Genomic DNA, 16,077 nt, shown 5'->3' with positions numbered 1-16,077 from the left:
GGGTGCATGCCCGGCCAGCGGCAGGCATGGGTTCAGGCGTCGATGTGGCCGATTCGGTCGAGCGCGGCCTTGAATGCTGCGCGGTCGCCCTGCAACTCGGCCAGCGGCAAGGCGAGGAAGGCCTCGATGCGTGCGCGCAACGTTGCGTATGCTTGCTCGAAGGCCGCGTCGATCTCGCCTTCGGTGCCGGCCACATGGCTGGGATCCTCGACACCCCAATGGGTACGCAGCACCGGGCCAAGATACGCCGGGCAGGTTTCGCCGGCGGCGCTTGCGCACACGGTCACGACGAGCTCTGGTGTCAGCGGCAAGTCATCCCAGGATTTGCTGTAGTAACCCTCGGTGGAAATGCCTTTGCTTGCCAGCAGCGCGAGCGCCTTGTCATTCAGCTTGCCGGTCGGCTGGCTGCCAGCGCTGATCGCGCGCCAGCCGGCCGGCGCGAGATGGTTGAAGACCGCTTCGCTTATCAGGGAGCGGCAAGAGTTGCCGGTGCAAAGGAAAAGTACGTTCACGGTAAGCCTCGGGTCAAGGGAGTTTATTCGGGAGTGCCGGCGGCGCTTGGCGAACAGGGATTGCCGCCGCAGCAGTTATCGGTGAGGAAGCCCAGCAAGGCATTCATCGTTTCGTAATTTGCTGAATAAATGATGAAGCGGCCATCCTGGCGGGCCGCTGCCAAGCCGGCGTGCGCCAGCTCTTTCAGGTGAAACGACAGGGATGAGGGAGGCAGGCCGAGCGCCTCGGCGATCCGGGTCGCCGGCATGCCGGCCGGACCGGCCTGGACCAGCAAGCGGTAAGTCGCAAGGCGCGACTCCTGGGCAAGTGCCGCCAGGGCGGCGATTGCAGGTTTCGTATCCATCATGTCTGTCCTCTATTTTATAGTTCCATTATATTGGAATAGTAGTATCGACGCAAACAACTGTTGCCGATCGCAGGCCGCGATCCCCGCGCGCCCAAATATTAAGCCCTGATTAAGCTTGCTTAGGTACAATCATGCCCGACGACCAGCTGCGTCGTGGCCCTGACAACCTTATGCCGAACAGTGACGTAACCACATGACAGCCGCCAGCCCCAGCCTGGCCCTGTCCGAACTTTTGCGCCAGGTGGCAAACGATGCCACCGGCGAACGCATCGCCGTCGGCGACCTGCTCGATGCCCTCGGCGACCGGGCCATCGGCGCCCTGCTGTTCGTGTTCGCCGTTCCCAATATCCTCCCGATGCCACCCGGAACCTCAGCCGTACTGGGTGCGCCGCTGCTGTTCCTCGCCGCGCAGCTGACGTTTGGCATGCGGCCATGGCTGCCTTCCATCATCAGCAAGCGCTCGATGGCGCGCACCGACTTTCTCGGCATGGTGGGGCGGATTGCCCCGTGGCTGGAGCGCGCCGAAAAACTGATGCGCCCGCGCTGCACAGTCCTGGCGCTGCCACCGGTCGAATATGCCGTCGGCCTGGTCTGCCTGCTGCTGGCGATCGTGCTGACCTTGCCCGTGCCGTTTGGCAACATGCTGCCTGCGCTGTCGATCAGCCTGTTCGCGCTCGGCCTGCTGGCGCGCGACGGCTGGGCCATCGGCGTCGGCCTCGTTTCGGCCGTCGCGTCGGCCGTCGTCGTATCGGGCGTCGTGTGGGGAATTATCAAAGGTATAATTTTCATGGTTTCCCGTACGATACTTTAGACGCAACAGACGACACAAAGGTTTTGCATGACACGGTTTTTCGCCTTACTTTCCCAGGCCGCCCGCTCACCCAGCCGCTCCGCTGAGGTCGACAGGGCCGGTGCGGCATGATGGGCGCCTCGCCCGTCGGCTGGCTCGAAGCCATCCTGCTTGGCCTGATCCAGGGCCTGACCGAGTTCCTCCCCATTTCATCGAGCGCCCACTTGCGCATCCTGGGCCCGTTGCTGCCGTCCGGCACCGACCCGGGCGCGGCATTTACCGCGATCACCCAGATCGGCACCGAGCTTGCCGTGATGGTGTATTTCAGGCATGACATCGTGCGCATCGCCCGGGCCTGGCTGGGCACGGTGTTCGGCGGCGCTCCGCTGTGCGGCGATGCCCGCCTCGGGTGGCTGGTGATCCTCGGTTCGCTCCCGATCGGCTTGCTCGGGCTGGTGTTCCAGGACGCCATCGAGACCCACCTGCGCAACCTCTACCTGACCGCCGCGATGCTGATCTTCTTCGGCGTGCTGCTGGGCGTGGCCGACCGCTACAGCGTTCGCGCGCGCTCGCTCGACCAGATGACCTGGCGCGACGGCATCCTGTTCGGCTTCGCCCAGGCCATGGCGCTGATTCCCGGGGTGTCGCGCTCGGGCGGCACCATCACCGCCGGCTTGTTGATGGGCTATACGCGCGAAGCGGCGGCGCGCTACTCCTTCCTGCTGGCCATTCCCGCCGTGTTCGCGTCGGGCTTGTACCAGCTGTATAAAAGCTGGGGCGTGCCCGGCCCGGTCGATCCGGGCGCGACGGCGCTGGCCACCGTGGTCGCCTTCCTGGTCGGCTACGGCGTGATCGTGGTGTTCCTGCGCATCGTCAGCAAGCGCGGCTACTGGCCGTTCGTGATCTACCGCATCGTGCTCGGCCTGGTCGTCATCGCGCTGCTTCAGATGGGCATCGTCGCCGCCTGACCGCGCTGCATGGCGCCGATGTGATACATTGCGCGCCATGCAACCGATGAAATATCTCAGCCATTATTCGGACCAGACGCGCGCCCAAGTCAGCCTGTTGATCGAGCAGAACAAGCTGGCCGGCGTGCTGCGCCAGCGCTATCCTGCCGCCCACGGCATCCGCACCGACCGCGCGCTGTACGACTACATCCAGGACCTGAAAACCGAATTCCTGCGCAACGCCGAGCCGATCAACAAGGTGGCGTTCGACAGCAAGATCCATGTGATCCAGCATGCGCTGGGCTTGCATACCGCGATCTCGCGGGTGCAGGGCAGCAAACTCAAGGCCAAGCACGAGATCCGGGTCGCCAGCATGTTCAAGGACGTGCCGCTGGAATTTTTACGCATGATCTCGGTGCATGAACTGGCGCACGTAAAAGAAAAGCAACATGACAAGGCCTTTTACAAATTGTGTACGTACATGGAGCCGAACTACCACCAGTACGAGTTCGACCTGCGCCTGTACCTGACCGAACTGGAGCTGTCCGGCAAGTGCCTCTGGTAAGCCGGAACGGCGGCGCCAGGGCTGCGTCTTTTGTCACAGTTTCTGTGACGACAATCAATCGTTGCAAATACGCACACTTAGTTGGCGCCGCGTCCAGGCAGGGGCCGAATCGCTCGACAATTGCCGTGCGTCACTATAGAGTGATGACTGTCCACGGCACGCGTGCGATTCGCCTGCCATATCCCCGCCGGCACGTCATTCTTCCCGATACCAGACTTGCCCTGCGGCGCCACCGGCGTGGCGGCACACAGCGAGAACACCAGTAATGCACCTGCAACTCCTCCCCTTCGCCTGCCCTCCCCGCATCTGGTGCGCCGCCGTCGTGGCCGCGCTGGCCGGCGGCGCCGCGTCGGCCGCGCAAGGCGATGCTGGCGCCTTTCCCGAGATTGGTTTCAGCGGCTTTGGCACCATCGGCGTGGCGCACGCCCGCATCGACGATGCCGATTTCACGTCGAGCATCCTGAAGCGCTCGGGCGCCGGTCGTTCGGACCGCTGGAGCCCGCACGTCGACAGCCGCCTCGGCGCGCAGCTCGATGTGGCGATCGACAAACAGTGGTCGGCGGTCGTGCAGGCGGTCAGCGAACAGGGGTACAGCGGTTCGTACCGTCCCGCGATCGAGTGGGCCAATATCAAATACCAGGCCACGCCCGACCTGTCGCTGCGTTTCGGCCGCATCGCGCTGCCGGTATTCCTGGCCGCCGATTACCGCAAGATCGGCTACGCCTACGCGCTGGTGCGCCCGCCGGTCGAGGTCTACAACGCGATCCCGCTGTCGAACAGCGATGGCGTCGACATCAGCTACCGCTGGAAATACGGCGCGGTCAAGCACATGACCCAGGCCTTCCTCGGCCGCACCAGCAGGACGGTCGCGGTAGACACCCATCTCAAGGCACGCGGCGTCGCGGGCCTGTCGCATACGGCCACCTGGCGCGACACCACCATCCGCGCCAGCGTGCTCCAGGCCGACCTGACCCTGAACCTGGCAACCGCGCTGTTCGACGCCTACCGCCAGTTCGGCGCACCCGGCATCCGGCTGGCGCAACGCTACGACATCGACGAGCGCCGCGTGTACGCCTTCAGCGCCGGCATCAACTACGATCCGGGCAGCTGGTTCGTCATGAGCGAGCTTGGGCGGATCAAGACCGATTCCTACTTCGGCGATACCTATACCGCCTACGCCAGCGCAGGCTACCGCTTCGGCGACCTGACGCCGTATGCCTCGTACTCGCTGGTCGACAGCGACAGCGCGACCAGCGATCCCGGGCTCTCCACGACGGCGCTGCCGCCAGCCCAGGCACACGTGGCCAGACTTCTCAACGGCCAGCTGAATCGCCTGCTGTCGAGCATCCCGGTGCAATCGACGATCGCGCTCGGCGCGCGCTGGGATATCGTCACCGGCGTGGCGATGACGCTGCAGCTCGAACGGCTGCGCACGCAGTCCGGTTCGCGCGGCTCCCTGATCAACCTGCGCGACGACTTCACGCCGGGCCGCCCGGTGCATGTCGCCAGCGCGGCGATCGACTTCGTCTTCTGAGGGGGCACCATGCGTTCAACGACCCTGCGCTCGCTTCTGGCCGCGGCCCTGCTGGCCATGCCATGCCACGCCGCCCTCGCCTCGGAGATGGTGGTGATCGTGTCGGCGCGCAGCCCGGTGCAGGCGCTGCGCCCGGACCAGGTGGCCGACATCTTCCTCGGGCACGCGGGCCACTTCCCGGACGGCGCCGAAGCCGTCGCGCTCGACCAGGGCATCGGCTCGCCGCTGCGCAACGAGTTCTATGCCCGGGTGACGTCGAAGTCGCCGGCCTTGGTCAAGGCCTACTGGACCAAGATGATCTTCACCGGCCGCGGCAAGCCGCCGCGCGAACTTCCCAACAGCGCCACGGTGCGCAAGGAAGTGGCTGCCAACCCGGCCCTGATCGGCTATATTGAACGGATCGCGCTCGACGCATCCGTGCGTCCGGTGCTGTTCGTCAGGTAGCGGGGGCGCATGCAGACGCAGGTAGACCGACTCAAGATGCTCGCCGATATGCCCGGCGGCGCGCGCGCGTCCGGCGCCCAGGCCGGCCTGCGCCGCTGGCTCGGACGCGGCATGGACACCCACATCTCGCTGCCGATTTTCGCCGCCATCCTGCTGGTGGTGATCTGGGTCGTCACGCTGCGCACCATCGCCAACCAGGGCGAGGCGGCGCAGCAGGCGGCGCGCGCTTCCAGCCGCGAACTGATCGACACCTACGAAGCGCAGCTCGCGCGCAACCTCGGCAGCATCGACCAGACCCTGAAGGTGCTGAAGTATTCGGTCGAGCTCAATGGCGCCAGCGATGCGCTGCGCCAGCTGAACCGCCATGGACTGCTGCCTTCGGGACTGGTGTTCTCGGTGATGGTGGTCGACCGCGACGGCATCGTGGCCGCCAGCAATCCCGCGGTGCGCCAGGTCAGCGTGGCCGACCAGCCGTTCTTCCAGGTCCACAGCGCCAGCAAGGCCGACACGCCCTACGTCAGCCAGACCACCACCGACGCGGCCAATCCCGACTGGCATATGCACTTCTCGCGCCGCATCGGCGATCGCAACGGCCAGTTCGCCGGCGTGGTGGTGGTCGCCGTCGACCCGGCCTACTTCACCAGCGGCTACGAGCGGTCGCGCATGGGCGGGCATGGCGCGCTCGGCCTGTTCGGCAGCGACGGCATGCTCCGCTCGCTGCGCGTGGGCGACACGATATCGTGGGGCGGCGCCATCCCGGCAGCGCTGGACGATTCCGGCCAGCTTGCCGCCAGCGCGTGGGACGGCGTGCGGCGCTACACCAGCATGCGCCCCCTGCACGGCTTTGCGCTGACCGCACTGGTCGGACTGTCGGAAACCGAGCAGCTGGCCGGATTCGAACAGCGGCGCCGCAACTACCTGTGGCTGGCCGGCAGCGGCAGCCTGGCGCTGGTGCTGGTGGTGGCGCTGGTGTGCGTGCTGTCATGGCAGATGACCAGGACCCGGCGCCGCATCCGCCGCTTCCAGGAGACCTATGCGGCCGCGTCCGAGGCCAGCGTCGATGCGTTCTTTGTGATGCGCAGCCAGTTCGACGCCAAGGGCACCATCACCGACTTCGTCATCGAGGCAACCAACACCCGCGCCGAAAAAATGAGCGGGATGCGCAAACAGGAACTGCGCGGCAAGCTGCTGTGCGAAGTGATGCCGGGCTACCGAGCCAACGGCATGTTCGACGACCTGGTCAAGGTCGCGATCCTGGGCGGCGTGCACGAGGCCGAGTGGCAGAGCAGCCACCCGGCCGTCGCCCAGCTCTGGCTGCATCGCCAGGTGGTGCCGGTCGAAGGCGGCGTGGTGGCGATCGTGCGCGACATCACCGAGCGCAAGCTGGCCGAAGAACGCATCCGCCACATGGCCCATCACGACGACCTGACCGGCCTGCCCAACCGCAGCATGATCCGCGACCGGCTCGACCAGGCGATCCGCCAGGCGAGCCGCAACGGCCGCTGCGTCGCGGTCGCCTTCATCGACCTCGATGGCTTCAAGCTGGTCAACGACGGCCTAGGCCACAACGCCGGCGACGAACTGCTCAAGCTGGTCGGCATGCGCATGGGCGACTGCCTGCGCCACAACGACATGCTGGGGCGTTTCGGCGGCGACGAATTCGTGGTGATCCTGGCCGACCAGCCGGACGACCCGCTGTCGGTCACCCCGGTGCTCGAAAAGATCCGCCAGGCCGTCAACGAGCCGATCCTGCTCGACGGCCAGGAAGTCCAGGTTGGCTGCAGCATGGGCGTGGTGATGTACCCGCGCGACGGCGCCGACCCGAACACCCTGATGATGAACGCCGACGCCGCGATGTACCGCGCCAAGGAACAGGGCAAGAACGTATTCCAGTTCTACGCCCGCGAGATGAACGCCAGCGTGGAAGAAAAACTGGTGCTGCTCGAAGGCCTGCGCAATGCGCTCGACTGCGGCCAGTTCAGCCTCCTGTACCAGCCGAAGGTCGACCTGCGCAGCGGCCGCATCTTCGGCGTCGAGGCGCTGATCCGCTGGCAGCATCCGGAACACGGCATGGTCTCGCCGGCGCGGTTCATCGCGCTGGCCGAAGAAAGCGGCTTGATCATCCCGATCGGCGATTGGGTGCTGCAGACCGCCTGCCTGCAGGCCAGGGCATGGAGCGACGCCGGACTGCCGCAGGTGACGATGTCGGTCAACGTGTCGCCGCGCCAGTTCGAGGAAAAGCGCCTGGTCGAACGCGTCGCCCAGGCGCTCAGCGACAGCGGCCTGCCTGCGCATGCGCTGGAAATCGAAGTGACCGAAGGGATCATCATGCGTGACCTGGCCCAATCGGTAGGCAAGATGAGCGAGCTCAAGGCGATGGGCGTGACGCTGTCGATCGACGACTTCGGCACCGGCTATTCCAGCCTGTCGGCGCTCAAATCGTTCCCGATCAGCACCCTGAAAATCGACAAGTCGTTCGTCAGCGACCTGGCCGACAGCGCCGATGACCAGGCCATCGCGCTGGCCGTGATCTCGCTGGGCCACCGCCTCAACCTGCGGGTGCTGGCCGAGGGCGTCGAGACCGAACAGCAGCGCCGCTTCCTGCTCGAGAACGACTGCGACGAAATGCAGGGCTACCTGTTCAGCCGCCCGGTGCCGGCCGCAGAAATGCAGACGATGCTGCTGGCCCAGGCGCAGGCGCAGGCCACGCTGGAGGTGGCCGCTTGAACCCGCAGCCTTCGCCGATGCGCCGGCTGCTGCTCGGGTCCGACCCGCGCCTGCCGCGCATGCTCGGCTACTGGGCCGCCACCTGCCTGCTCTACATCATCGGCGGGATCCTGCTGCTGCTGTCGGTGCGCGCCGGCGCCGCCGACCAGCGCAGCGCACTCATCGTCGTCGCCATGGGCAGCGCCGGCGTCACCGCGTTCGCGCTGCTGGTGCGGGCCAGCGCCGCGCTGGGCATCGCCCCATCGACGCTGGCGATCTGGCAGGCCATGTACGCCATGGCCATCAACGTCGGCGCGTACGTGGTCACCGGGCCGCTGCGCGGCGTGTACCTGATTTTCCTGCTGGTGGTAATGGTGTTCTGCGCGTTCTCGCTGCGCCCGCGCCATACCATGCTGCTGTGCACCTACGCGCTGGGCATGCTGGGCGCCACCATGCTCTGGCTGGTGGCGACCTATCCGGCGACGTATCCGGCGTATGTCGAAGGCGTGCATTTCGCCTCGGCCGCGTGCGCGCTGGTGTCGGTGACGCTGCTGACCGGCGAAATGAGCAAACTGCGCCTGCGCCTGAAGCGGCAGAAGGAAGACCTGGTCGCGGCGATGACCACCATCGGCAAGCTGGCCACGCTCGACGAACTGACCTCGCTGGCCAATCGCCGCCACATGAACGAATTGCTGGTGGCCCAGGAACGGCGCCTCGAACCTGCGGGCGAGCCGACCTGCATCGCGCTGATCGACCTCGATTTCTTCAAGAGCGTCAATGACCGCTATGGCCACGCCGCCGGCGACGCGGTGCTGCGCAGGTTCTCGGAAGCGGCGCGCTCGGAGCTGCGCGCGCAGGATGTGCTGGCGCGCTGGGGCGGCGAGGAATTCCTGCTGCTGCTGGCCGGGACCCCGCTGGCGCAGGCGGTGACCGTGGTCGAGCGCATGGCCGCGCGCGTGGCCGCGGCGCCGGTGACGGTGGCCGGCAGCGACGTCCACATCACCTTCTCGGCCGGGCTGGCCGAGCGCCGCCACGGCGAGCCGTTTGCCGACACCATCACGCGTGCCGACAAGGCGCTCTACAGCGCCAAGTCCAACGGCCGCAACCAGATCGGCGTCGGCTGAACGCCGGCTAGGCGCCGCGCAGGCGCGCGATCAGCGCGTCGGGCTGGTCTTCGACCAGCAGCAGGCTGGCGTGGTGCGGGCGCACGAAACCTTGCTCGCGCTGGTGCCCGATGAAGCTCACCAGGCCATCGTAGAAGCCGTCCACATTGAGCGCGCCGATCGGTTTGCTGTGGATGCCAAGCTGCGACCAGGTCAGCATCTCGAACAGTTCTTCCAGCGTGCCCATCCCGCCCGGCAGTGCGATAAACCCGTCCGACAGCTCGGCCATCATCGCCTTACGCTCGTGCATATCCTTGACCACGAACAGGCGCGTCAGGCCGGCGTGCGCCAGTTCGCGCTCGACCAGCTGGCGCGGAATCACGCCGGACACTTCGCCGCCCAGGCGCAGCACCTCGTCGGCGATCACGCCCATCAGGCCAACGTTGCCGCCCCCGTAGACCAGGTTGATATTCTGCGCCACCAGCGCGCGGCCCATGGCGCGCGCGGCGTCGTCAAAGATCGGGGAGGCGCCGTGCGAGGCGCCGCAATAGACGGCAATCGACTTCATGGGATACCTGCTTACTTGAGTTTTTTGAGATAGTCGTCGGACAGCTTGTTGAACAGGACCCGGGTCTCGCCGCGCAGGTAAGGCGCCAGCTGCGACAGCACCTGGTAGCAGCCGCGCGCCAGCGCGTCGGCCATGGCCTGCTGCTCGGTGTACTTGCGCGGATTGCGCACGTATTCGTACGACAGCCAGTACGTCGCCACCACCACCATATTGGTGGCCATCGCATTGATCTCGGCGTCCGACGCTTCCAGCGACTGCTCGCTGCGCAGGTCTTCGCACAGCTGGGTGGCGACCTTGATCTTGTGCGCGAGGATCAGCTTGAAATGCAGTTCGAGCTTGCGGTTGCGCGACAACAGGTCGTTCAGGTCGCGGTAGAAGAAGCGGTAGCGCCAGATCAGTTCGAACATCAGGTGCAGGTAGATCCAGACGTCGTCGATATTCGACCGGCGCCCGTTCGGCACGGTGAGGATGCGTTCAATCTCGGCTTCGAACTGCACGAAGATCGAGTTGACGATATCGTCCTTGTTGCGGAAATGGTAGTACAGGTTCCCCGGCGAGATGTTCATCTCCTCCGCGATCACCGTGGTGGTGATGTTGGGCTCGCCGAACTCGTTGAACAGCCCCAGGGACAGTTCGAGGATGCGTTCGCGGGTACGGCGTGGGGCTTTCTGGAGCATGGCGTGGAGACGGTGTTTTTCTGCTGGAAGCATACCACCGAATGACGGCGCAACCCTAATACCGGGCCACGCCGCCAGTTCAATACACGGTGATCGCCAGATCGCGTCCCGCCAGCGCCACATTGCCGGCGTAATCGGCGGCGACGATGCGGATGGTGTAGTCGCCCGGCGCCAGCCCGGCCGGATCCCAGCTGCCCTGGCGCGCGACGCCGTCGCGCACCGTGTTGGTCACCTGGTACAGGAAGCGCGTCGCCTTGCTGCCGTAGACCGTGATGCCGCTGCCGTCGGCGTACGCCACCTTGACGCTCTCCTCGTCCGGCGGCAGGCGGTTGAATTCGATGTTGACAAGCGGCGTGTCGAATCCGGGCAGCGGCGCGCCGTCGGCGCCCAGCAGCTGGTAGCCGACCTTGTACAGTCCCAGCCTGCGGCGCGCGGCATTGCCGTCGCTCTGGTCGAAGGCATCGACGACGATTGCCAGCGGGCCGGCGCCAGCGGGCACGGCCAGGCGCCGGGCGCGCTTCCCGGCCAGCTGCTTGCCGTCGCGGTTGACCAGCGAAATGCTGTTGACGCGCGGCGCCACCGCATCGGACAAGCCGGAAAACGGCAGCGCCAGCGCGTTGCGCTCGACGCCGCCCGGACGGTACACCAGATGCACGTGGTACATCCGGTTTACGCTGCCGATCGCGTCGCCCACTGCGAAGCGCGCGCCGCGCCGAACCCGCACGCGCAGCAGCTTGCCGGCGTCGTCGCGGACCGCGGCGAAGCGCGCAGGATCGAGCATCTCGTCACGCACGGTGCGCCCGACCCGCATGTGGATGTAGCTGAAGTGGTCGACGGCGATGCCCTCGCCCACTCCGCCAAAGTCCCAGTTGGGCACCGGGCTGCTGACCTTTTCGGCGGCCACCGCCAGCACCGGCTCGCCCATCGGCGCCTGCACGTCCAGGCCATTGTGGAAGTGGTGGCGGCTCTCGCCGCCGTAGCTGCCGCGCACCTCGCCGACCACGCCGACCACTTCGTGCCAGCTTTGCTGCGGACGCACCGGCCATGGGAACGGCGCCTGCGGCGCGGCGGCGGCGGCCGGCGCAGGCGGCTCTTCCAGCGCTGGCGCCGCGGCGCCCTCGCGCCTTGCCACCTTGCGCAGCGCGCGCTTGAGCGCATCGGCCACATACAGCGACCCGTCGGGGCCAAGCGCGATGCCGGCCGGGCGCCCGAAGCGAGCCGCGCGCTCGTCGCCCACGTGAAAATCGATGCCGATGCCGGTCAGCCCGCGCAGCTGGCCATCGGGCGATACTTGCAGGATGCGCCCGCGCGCCAGGTCGCCGACGTAGAGGAAGCCGTCGTGCGTCAGCGCCAGGCTGGCGGGGCGCCGCATCAGCGGCTTATCGGCGTCCAGCGGCGCGCGTGCCAGGGTCGATACCGCGCCGGCGCGCGTCACCTTGCGGATCGCGCCGTTCTGGGTGTCGGCCACATACAGGTTGCCGGCGCCATCGACCGCCAGAGCGGTCGGCGTATCGAAGCGCGCTGCCAGCGCGGCGCCATCGGCGTTGCCCGGCAAGCCGTCGCCGGCGACGGTGGTCACCACGCCGCCCGGTGTGATTTGACGGATGCGGTCATTGTAGGTGTCGGCGACGAACACGTTGCCGTCCTTGTCGACCGCCACCCCGACCGGGCCGTTGAAGCGCGCCGCGCTTCCCGCGCCATCGACGTAGCCGGGCTGGCCGTTACCGGCAATCGTCGTCACCATGCCGGCCGGCGTGACCTTGCGGATCGCATGGTTGCCGGTGTCGGCGACGTACAGGTTGCCGGCGCTGTCGATCGCCAGCGCCGATGGCGTGTGGAAGGCGGCCGCGGCGCCGGCGCCGTCGGCAAAGCCTTCGCGCCGCCCCGCCAGGCTGGTGATGGCGCCGTCCGGACCGACCTTGACGATGCGATTATTGTCGCCGCCGTCGGCGACCAGCAGGTTGCCGGCGCGGTCGATGGCAACGCCGAACGGATCGGCGAAGCCGGCCGCCGGACCGCCGGCGACGGTGGTGACGTACACCGGCCAGCCAAGTTCGGTGCGCGGCACAACGATGGCGCCGATTTTTGTGCCGATGTGCGAGCCCGGCCCGAGCGGCCACAAGAACGCGGCGGCGGCCAGCGAGCCGGCCAGCGCGGCGAGCAACATGCGTTTGTAATTTTTTCGGATCAAACCAGGGTCCATTTCAATCGAGGCCGGTGCGGCAGACGCATAGCCTACCGTACCGGCCCGCCTGAACGCAAACCCTCAGTTCAGTGCAGCGTCCCTTTGCCGCTTGCGCCGTGCAGCTGCGCATGGGCGCGGAAGCCTTCGCGGATATTCTCGCGCAGGACCGCGCCTTCCCATGGCTTGGTGTAGAAGCGGTCGATGGCGCCGTGGTTGATCGCCTCCATGATCGGCGCCAGGTCGGCGTAGGCCGAGAGCATGATGCGGAACGTGGTCGGGCACAGGTGCTTGACCCGTTCCATGAACTCGGTCCCGCTCATCACCGGCATGCACTGGTCGCACAGGATCACCTGCACGTTGTGGCGCGCCAGGATGTCGAAGCCGTCGGCGGCGCTTTGCGCGGTCAGGATGCGGTAGCCGTCCTGCGCCAGGAAGTCGGCCAGCACGTCGAGCATGAAGGCGTCGTCGTCGACGATCAGCAGGGTTTGCTGGTATTCGCCGGGCTCGTCCTGCGGCGCGTTGAGCGCCTTGCCTTCGCGGATCATGCGCTCGAATTCGGTGGCCGGCACCGGGCGGCTGAAGTAGTAGCCCTGCATTTCGTCGCAGCCGTGGCGGCGCAGGTAGGACAACTGGGCCTCGGTCTCGACGCCTTCGGCGACCACTTCGAGCTTCATGCTGTGCGCCATATTGATGATCGCCAGGACGATCGCCGCGTCGTCGGGATTCGAGGTCACCTCGCGCACAAAGGCGATGTCGATCTTGAGTTTGTCGATCGGGAAGCGCTTCAGGTACGCCAGGCTCGAGTAGCCAGTGCCGAAATCGTCGATCGAAATTTCGATGCCGAGCGCCTTCAGGTTGCGCAGCACGGCGATGGTGTCCTCGGCGTTGGACATCAGCGAGCTTTCGGTCAGTTCCAGTTCGAGCAGCCCGGGCGAAATGGCGTGCCGCTTGATCGCGCCCAGCACCTCTTCCTCGAGGCCGCCGGCGAAGAACTGGATGCCCGATACGTTGACCGACAGGCGCACCGGGCCCACGTCGGACCTGCCCCATTCGCTGATCTGGCGGCACGCGGCGTTCAGCACCCAGGTGCCGACCCGCACGATCAGGCCGGTCTCTTCGAGGATCGGCACGAACAGCGCCGGCGACACCATGCCGTGGCCGGGCCGGTTCCAGCGGATCAGCGCTTCGGCGCCGCTGATGCGGCGCGATCCGATGTGCACCTTGGGCTGGAAGTACAGCACGAATTCGTCATGGTCGATGGCGCGGCGCAGCGCGTTCTCGAGATCGAGGCGGGCCAGCGACTGCGCATTCATCTCGGCGGTGAAGAAGCGGAACGCGTCGCGTCCGGCTTCCTTGGCGCGGTACATCGCGGTGTCGGCGAACTTGATCAGGGTCTGCGCATCGGCGCCGTCGTCGGGGAAGATGGTGATGCCGATACTGGCCGTGGCGGTAACCTCGTGGCCGTGCAAGTCGAACGGCGCGCGCATCACCTCGCGGATTTTTTCGATTACCGGCAAGGCGCCCTGGGGGCCGTCGGGCAGCGCGATGATGGCCGCGAATTCGTCGCCGCCGAAGCGCCCGACGGTGTCGCGCGAGCGCACGCTGTGCACCAGGCGGCTGGAGAACTGGCGCAGCAGCTCGTCGCCGATCGGATGGCCGAGCGTATCGTTGACGGTCTTGAAGCGGTCGATGTCGAGGAACAGCACGCCGACCGCCCAGCGGTGCTCTTCGGCGTAGTGCAGCGCGCCGGTGAGCTTTTCGTAAAATTTGCTGCGGTTCGGCAGCCCGGTCAGGGTGTCGAAGTGGGCCAGCTGCACCAGCTGTTCCTGCGCATGCTTGCGTTCGGTGATGTCGCGCGCGACCGCCACCAGGATCCAGTTGGCGCCCGAGCGCAAGGTGCGGCGCTGCACCTCGACCGACACGGTCGAGCCGTCGCGGCGCTCGATCAGCAGTTCGGCCATCGCGTCGGCGTGCTCGCCGCCTTCCAGCTTGCCGAGCAGGTCGCGCAGGCGCGAGCGCACCTCGACGTGCGGGGCCGGGCCTTCGCTGCCGATGAATTCGTAGCGCGTGTAACCGAGCATGCTGCAGGCGGTGGCATTGACGTCGACGAAGCGGGCATTGGCGCGGTCGACCAGGAAAATGGCGTCGCCGGTGGCGTCCATCGCGGTGCGGAAGCGGCGCAAGTCTTCGTCGAGCCGGATCCGTACCTGCATGTCCGCGGTCAGCTGCGCGTGATGGCGCCGGATCTCCTCGTACAGCGCGAGGTTTTCGTAGGCGGCGGCAATCTGCGCGCTGACGGTCACGGCGACCCGTTCGTCGACTTCGGAGAATTCGGCAGCGTCGTCCTTGTCGACCAGGTACAGCCAGCCGTGCACGCGCTCGCGCGAGGCGATCGGCACGCCAAGGAAGGAATGCACCGCCGGATGCCCGCTGGGCAGTCCCAGCACGCTCGGATCGCCGTCAATCCCGCTGACCCTGACCGGCGCGTGCTGGCCGAGCAGCTTGCCAAGCACGCCGGCGCGCGGCGCATCGCGCACCACCCGCGCCTTGCCCTCGTCGCCGCAGGCCGCGAAGTACTGCAGCGTGTCCATGCCCTCCTCGAGTATGCCGATGCAGGTGTACCTGGCGGCGCAGATGCCATGCGCGACGCGGCAGCCGTTTTCGATCAGCGCGGCCGGGTCGCGCTCGGCGCCCAGCTCGATGCCCAGCTCGATCAGCGCGGTCAGGCGCAGGCTGACCGCCTGCAGGCTTGACAGCGAGGTCGAGAGCCGCTGGGTCATCTGCTGGCGTTCGGTGGGCCCGTCAGGCGCGGCGTCGCCATCGCGCGCGCCGTCGGCCTCGTCGAGGAAATCGGCGACCGCCGCGCCGACCACGAAAGTCGGCCGCGCCGCATCGCCGGCGTCGTCGCCATCGATGCTGGCCGGTTCGCCCATGCCCAGCGCCTCATGCACGGTCCGCAGGATGACGTCCGGCGAGGACGGCTTGGGCAGCACCCAGCGCACCCCGCAGTCGGCCAGCCGGGCCGCTTCGCGCTCGCGGTACAGCGCCGTGTAGAAGATCACCGGCAGGTCGGCGGTGTCGGGATCGGCGCGCAGGCGGCCGACCAGTTCATAACCGTCCATCCCGGGCATGAGCACGTCGGAGATCACCAGGTCCGGCTTGCGCTCCCTGACCAGCCTGAGCGCCTCGGCACCGCTGGCCGCCTCCATCAGGAGGTGGCCGCCGTAGCCAAGCAGGGTGCGCAGGAATTCGCGGTTGAGCACGTGGTCGTCGACGATCAGGATGGTGGCCTGGCCGGCAGAGACGGTGGGCGCGGGCGCCGGTTGCGGGGCGAGGAATTCTTCCAGCTGCACGACGAAGGTGTCCGGCTCGATCGGCTTGGCGATGTAGCCGTCGAAGCCGGCCTCCAGCAGCCGCTCGCGGTCGCCGACCATCGCCAGCGCGGTGACGGCGAGGACGGGAATGTGGCGCAGGGCGGGGTCTTGCTTGAGCTGCGCGACCACGCCGTAGCCGTCCAGGCGCGGCAGGTGCACGTCGCAAATGATCAGGTCGGGAAGGGTCTCGCGCGCCGCTTCGATACCGCCGATGCCGTCGCTCGCAGTCAGCGGCGTGAAGCCAAACGCGTTGAGCAGATAGACCATCAACTCCATGTTGGTGGGGTTGTCTTCAATGATGAGGATGCGTGCTGGCACTGATGCA

The 16,077-nt window shown here is 67.0% G+C and carries 13 protein-coding genes; 7 read left to right on the top strand and 6 right to left on the bottom strand.

Annotated features, from left to right (window positions below):
- Window positions 1-32: 32 nt before the first annotated feature.
- On the bottom strand, window positions 33-512 hold the full coding sequence (locus I4X03_RS07340; protein ID WP_223467549.1) for an arsenate reductase ArsC: 480 nt from the start codon (window positions 510-512) through the stop codon (window positions 33-35).
- A 23-nt stretch (window positions 513-535) separates the two neighbouring features.
- On the bottom strand, window positions 536-856 hold the full coding sequence (locus I4X03_RS07335) for an ArsR/SmtB family transcription factor (RefSeq protein WP_223467592.1): 321 nt from the start codon (window positions 854-856) through the stop codon (window positions 536-538).
- A gap of 196 nt (window positions 857-1,052) precedes the next feature.
- Between I4X03_RS07335 and I4X03_RS07330 the strand changes: the two genes are divergently transcribed.
- From I4X03_RS07330 to I4X03_RS07300, 7 genes are all read left to right on the top strand, one after another.
- Window positions 1,053-1,670, top strand: coding sequence for an exopolysaccharide biosynthesis protein (locus tag I4X03_RS07330; RefSeq protein WP_223467548.1), 618 nt, complete (start codon window positions 1,053-1,055; stop codon window positions 1,668-1,670).
- Between the two features lie 107 nt (window positions 1,671-1,777).
- Window positions 1,778-2,617 (top strand): undecaprenyl-diphosphate phosphatase, encoded by an 840-nt coding sequence (locus I4X03_RS07325; RefSeq protein ID WP_223467547.1) that lies wholly within the window; start codon window positions 1,778-1,780, stop codon window positions 2,615-2,617.
- A gap of 37 nt (window positions 2,618-2,654) precedes the next feature.
- Window positions 2,655-3,161, top strand: coding sequence for a YgjP-like metallopeptidase domain-containing protein (locus tag I4X03_RS07320; protein ID WP_223467546.1), 507 nt, complete (start codon window positions 2,655-2,657; stop codon window positions 3,159-3,161).
- A 265-nt stretch (window positions 3,162-3,426) separates the two neighbouring features.
- On the top strand, window positions 3,427-4,695 hold the full coding sequence (locus tag I4X03_RS07315; protein ID WP_223467545.1) for a hypothetical protein: 1,269 nt from the start codon (window positions 3,427-3,429) through the stop codon (window positions 4,693-4,695).
- Window positions 4,696-4,704: 9 nt separating this feature from the next.
- The gene (locus tag I4X03_RS07310) at window positions 4,705-5,139 is read left to right on the top strand and encodes a phosphate ABC transporter substrate-binding protein (RefSeq protein ID WP_223467544.1); all 435 of its coding nucleotides are present in this window, start codon (window positions 4,705-4,707) and stop codon (window positions 5,137-5,139) included.
- 9 nt (window positions 5,140-5,148) lie between these two features.
- On the top strand, window positions 5,149-7,866 hold the full coding sequence (locus tag I4X03_RS07305) for a bifunctional diguanylate cyclase/phosphodiesterase (protein ID WP_223467543.1): 2,718 nt from the start codon (window positions 5,149-5,151) through the stop codon (window positions 7,864-7,866).
- Window positions 7,863-8,969 carry a GGDEF domain-containing protein gene (locus tag I4X03_RS07300; RefSeq protein WP_223467542.1) on the top strand — a complete coding sequence of 369 codons (1,107 nt, stop codon included), beginning with the start codon at window positions 7,863-7,865 and terminating at the stop codon, window positions 8,967-8,969. The genes I4X03_RS07305 and I4X03_RS07300 overlap by 4 nt, the downstream gene beginning before the upstream one ends.
- Window positions 8,970-8,976: 7 nt before the next feature.
- On the opposite strand, the gene I4X03_RS07295 is transcribed toward I4X03_RS07300, so the two are convergent.
- The 4 genes from I4X03_RS07295 to I4X03_RS07280 form a co-directional block, all read right to left on the bottom strand.
- Window positions 8,977-9,516: an LOG family protein gene (locus I4X03_RS07295; protein ID WP_223467541.1), complete on the bottom strand. Its 540-nt coding sequence runs from the start codon at window positions 9,514-9,516 to the stop codon at window positions 8,977-8,979.
- An 11-nt stretch (window positions 9,517-9,527) separates the two neighbouring features.
- Entirely contained in the window at window positions 9,528-10,193 is a 666-nt protein-coding gene (locus tag I4X03_RS07290) for a TetR/AcrR family transcriptional regulator (protein WP_223467540.1), read from the bottom strand.
- Window positions 10,194-10,272: 79 nt separating this feature from the next.
- Window positions 10,273-12,360 carry an NHL repeat-containing protein gene (locus I4X03_RS07285; RefSeq protein ID WP_223467539.1) on the bottom strand — a complete coding sequence of 696 codons (2,088 nt, stop codon included), beginning with the start codon at window positions 12,358-12,360 and terminating at the stop codon, window positions 10,273-10,275.
- Between the two features lie 104 nt (window positions 12,361-12,464).
- Complete coding sequence (locus tag I4X03_RS07280) at window positions 12,465-16,070, bottom strand: EAL domain-containing protein (protein ID WP_223467538.1); 3,606 nt, start codon at window positions 16,068-16,070, stop codon at window positions 12,465-12,467.
- Between the last annotated feature and the right edge of the window lie 7 nt (window positions 16,071-16,077).

Source organism: Massilia soli (genome assembly GCF_016809835.1).
Taxonomy (GTDB): Bacteria; Pseudomonadota; Gammaproteobacteria; order Burkholderiales; family Burkholderiaceae_D; genus Telluria_A; species Telluria_A soli.
The sequence above is the reverse complement of the archived record's forward strand: the minus strand, read 5'-3'. Positions and strand labels throughout refer to the sequence as shown.

Bases quoted from the DNA above. Each gene is read 5' to 3' on its own strand.
- I4X03_RS07320 (WP_223467546.1), top strand. From the start codon at position 2,655: ATGCAACCGATGAAATATCTCAGCCATTATTCGGACCAGACGCGCGCC.
- I4X03_RS07285 (WP_223467539.1), bottom strand. From the start codon at position 12,360: ATGTTGCTCGCCGCGCTGGCCGGCTCGCTGGCCGCCGCCGCGTTCTTG.
- I4X03_RS07325 (WP_223467547.1), top strand. From the start codon at position 1,778: ATGATGGGCGCCTCGCCCGTCGGCTGGCTCGAAGCCATCCTGCTTGGC.
- I4X03_RS07335 (WP_223467592.1), bottom strand. From the start codon at position 856: ATGGATACGAAACCTGCAATCGCCGCCCTGGCGGCACTTGCCCAGGAG.
- I4X03_RS07305 (WP_223467543.1), top strand. From the start codon at position 5,149: ATGCAGACGCAGGTAGACCGACTCAAGATGCTCGCCGATATGCCCGGC.
- I4X03_RS07315 (WP_223467545.1), top strand. From the start codon at position 3,427: ATGCACCTGCAACTCCTCCCCTTCGCCTGCCCTCCCCGCATCTGGTGC.
- I4X03_RS07290 (WP_223467540.1), bottom strand. From the start codon at position 10,193: ATGCTCCAGAAAGCCCCACGCCGTACCCGCGAACGCATCCTCGAACTG.
- I4X03_RS07295 (WP_223467541.1), bottom strand. From the start codon at position 9,516: ATGAAGTCGATTGCCGTCTATTGCGGCGCCTCGCACGGCGCCTCCCCG.
- I4X03_RS07310 (WP_223467544.1), top strand. From the start codon at position 4,705: ATGCGTTCAACGACCCTGCGCTCGCTTCTGGCCGCGGCCCTGCTGGCC.
- I4X03_RS07330 (WP_223467548.1), top strand. From the start codon at position 1,053: ATGACAGCCGCCAGCCCCAGCCTGGCCCTGTCCGAACTTTTGCGCCAG.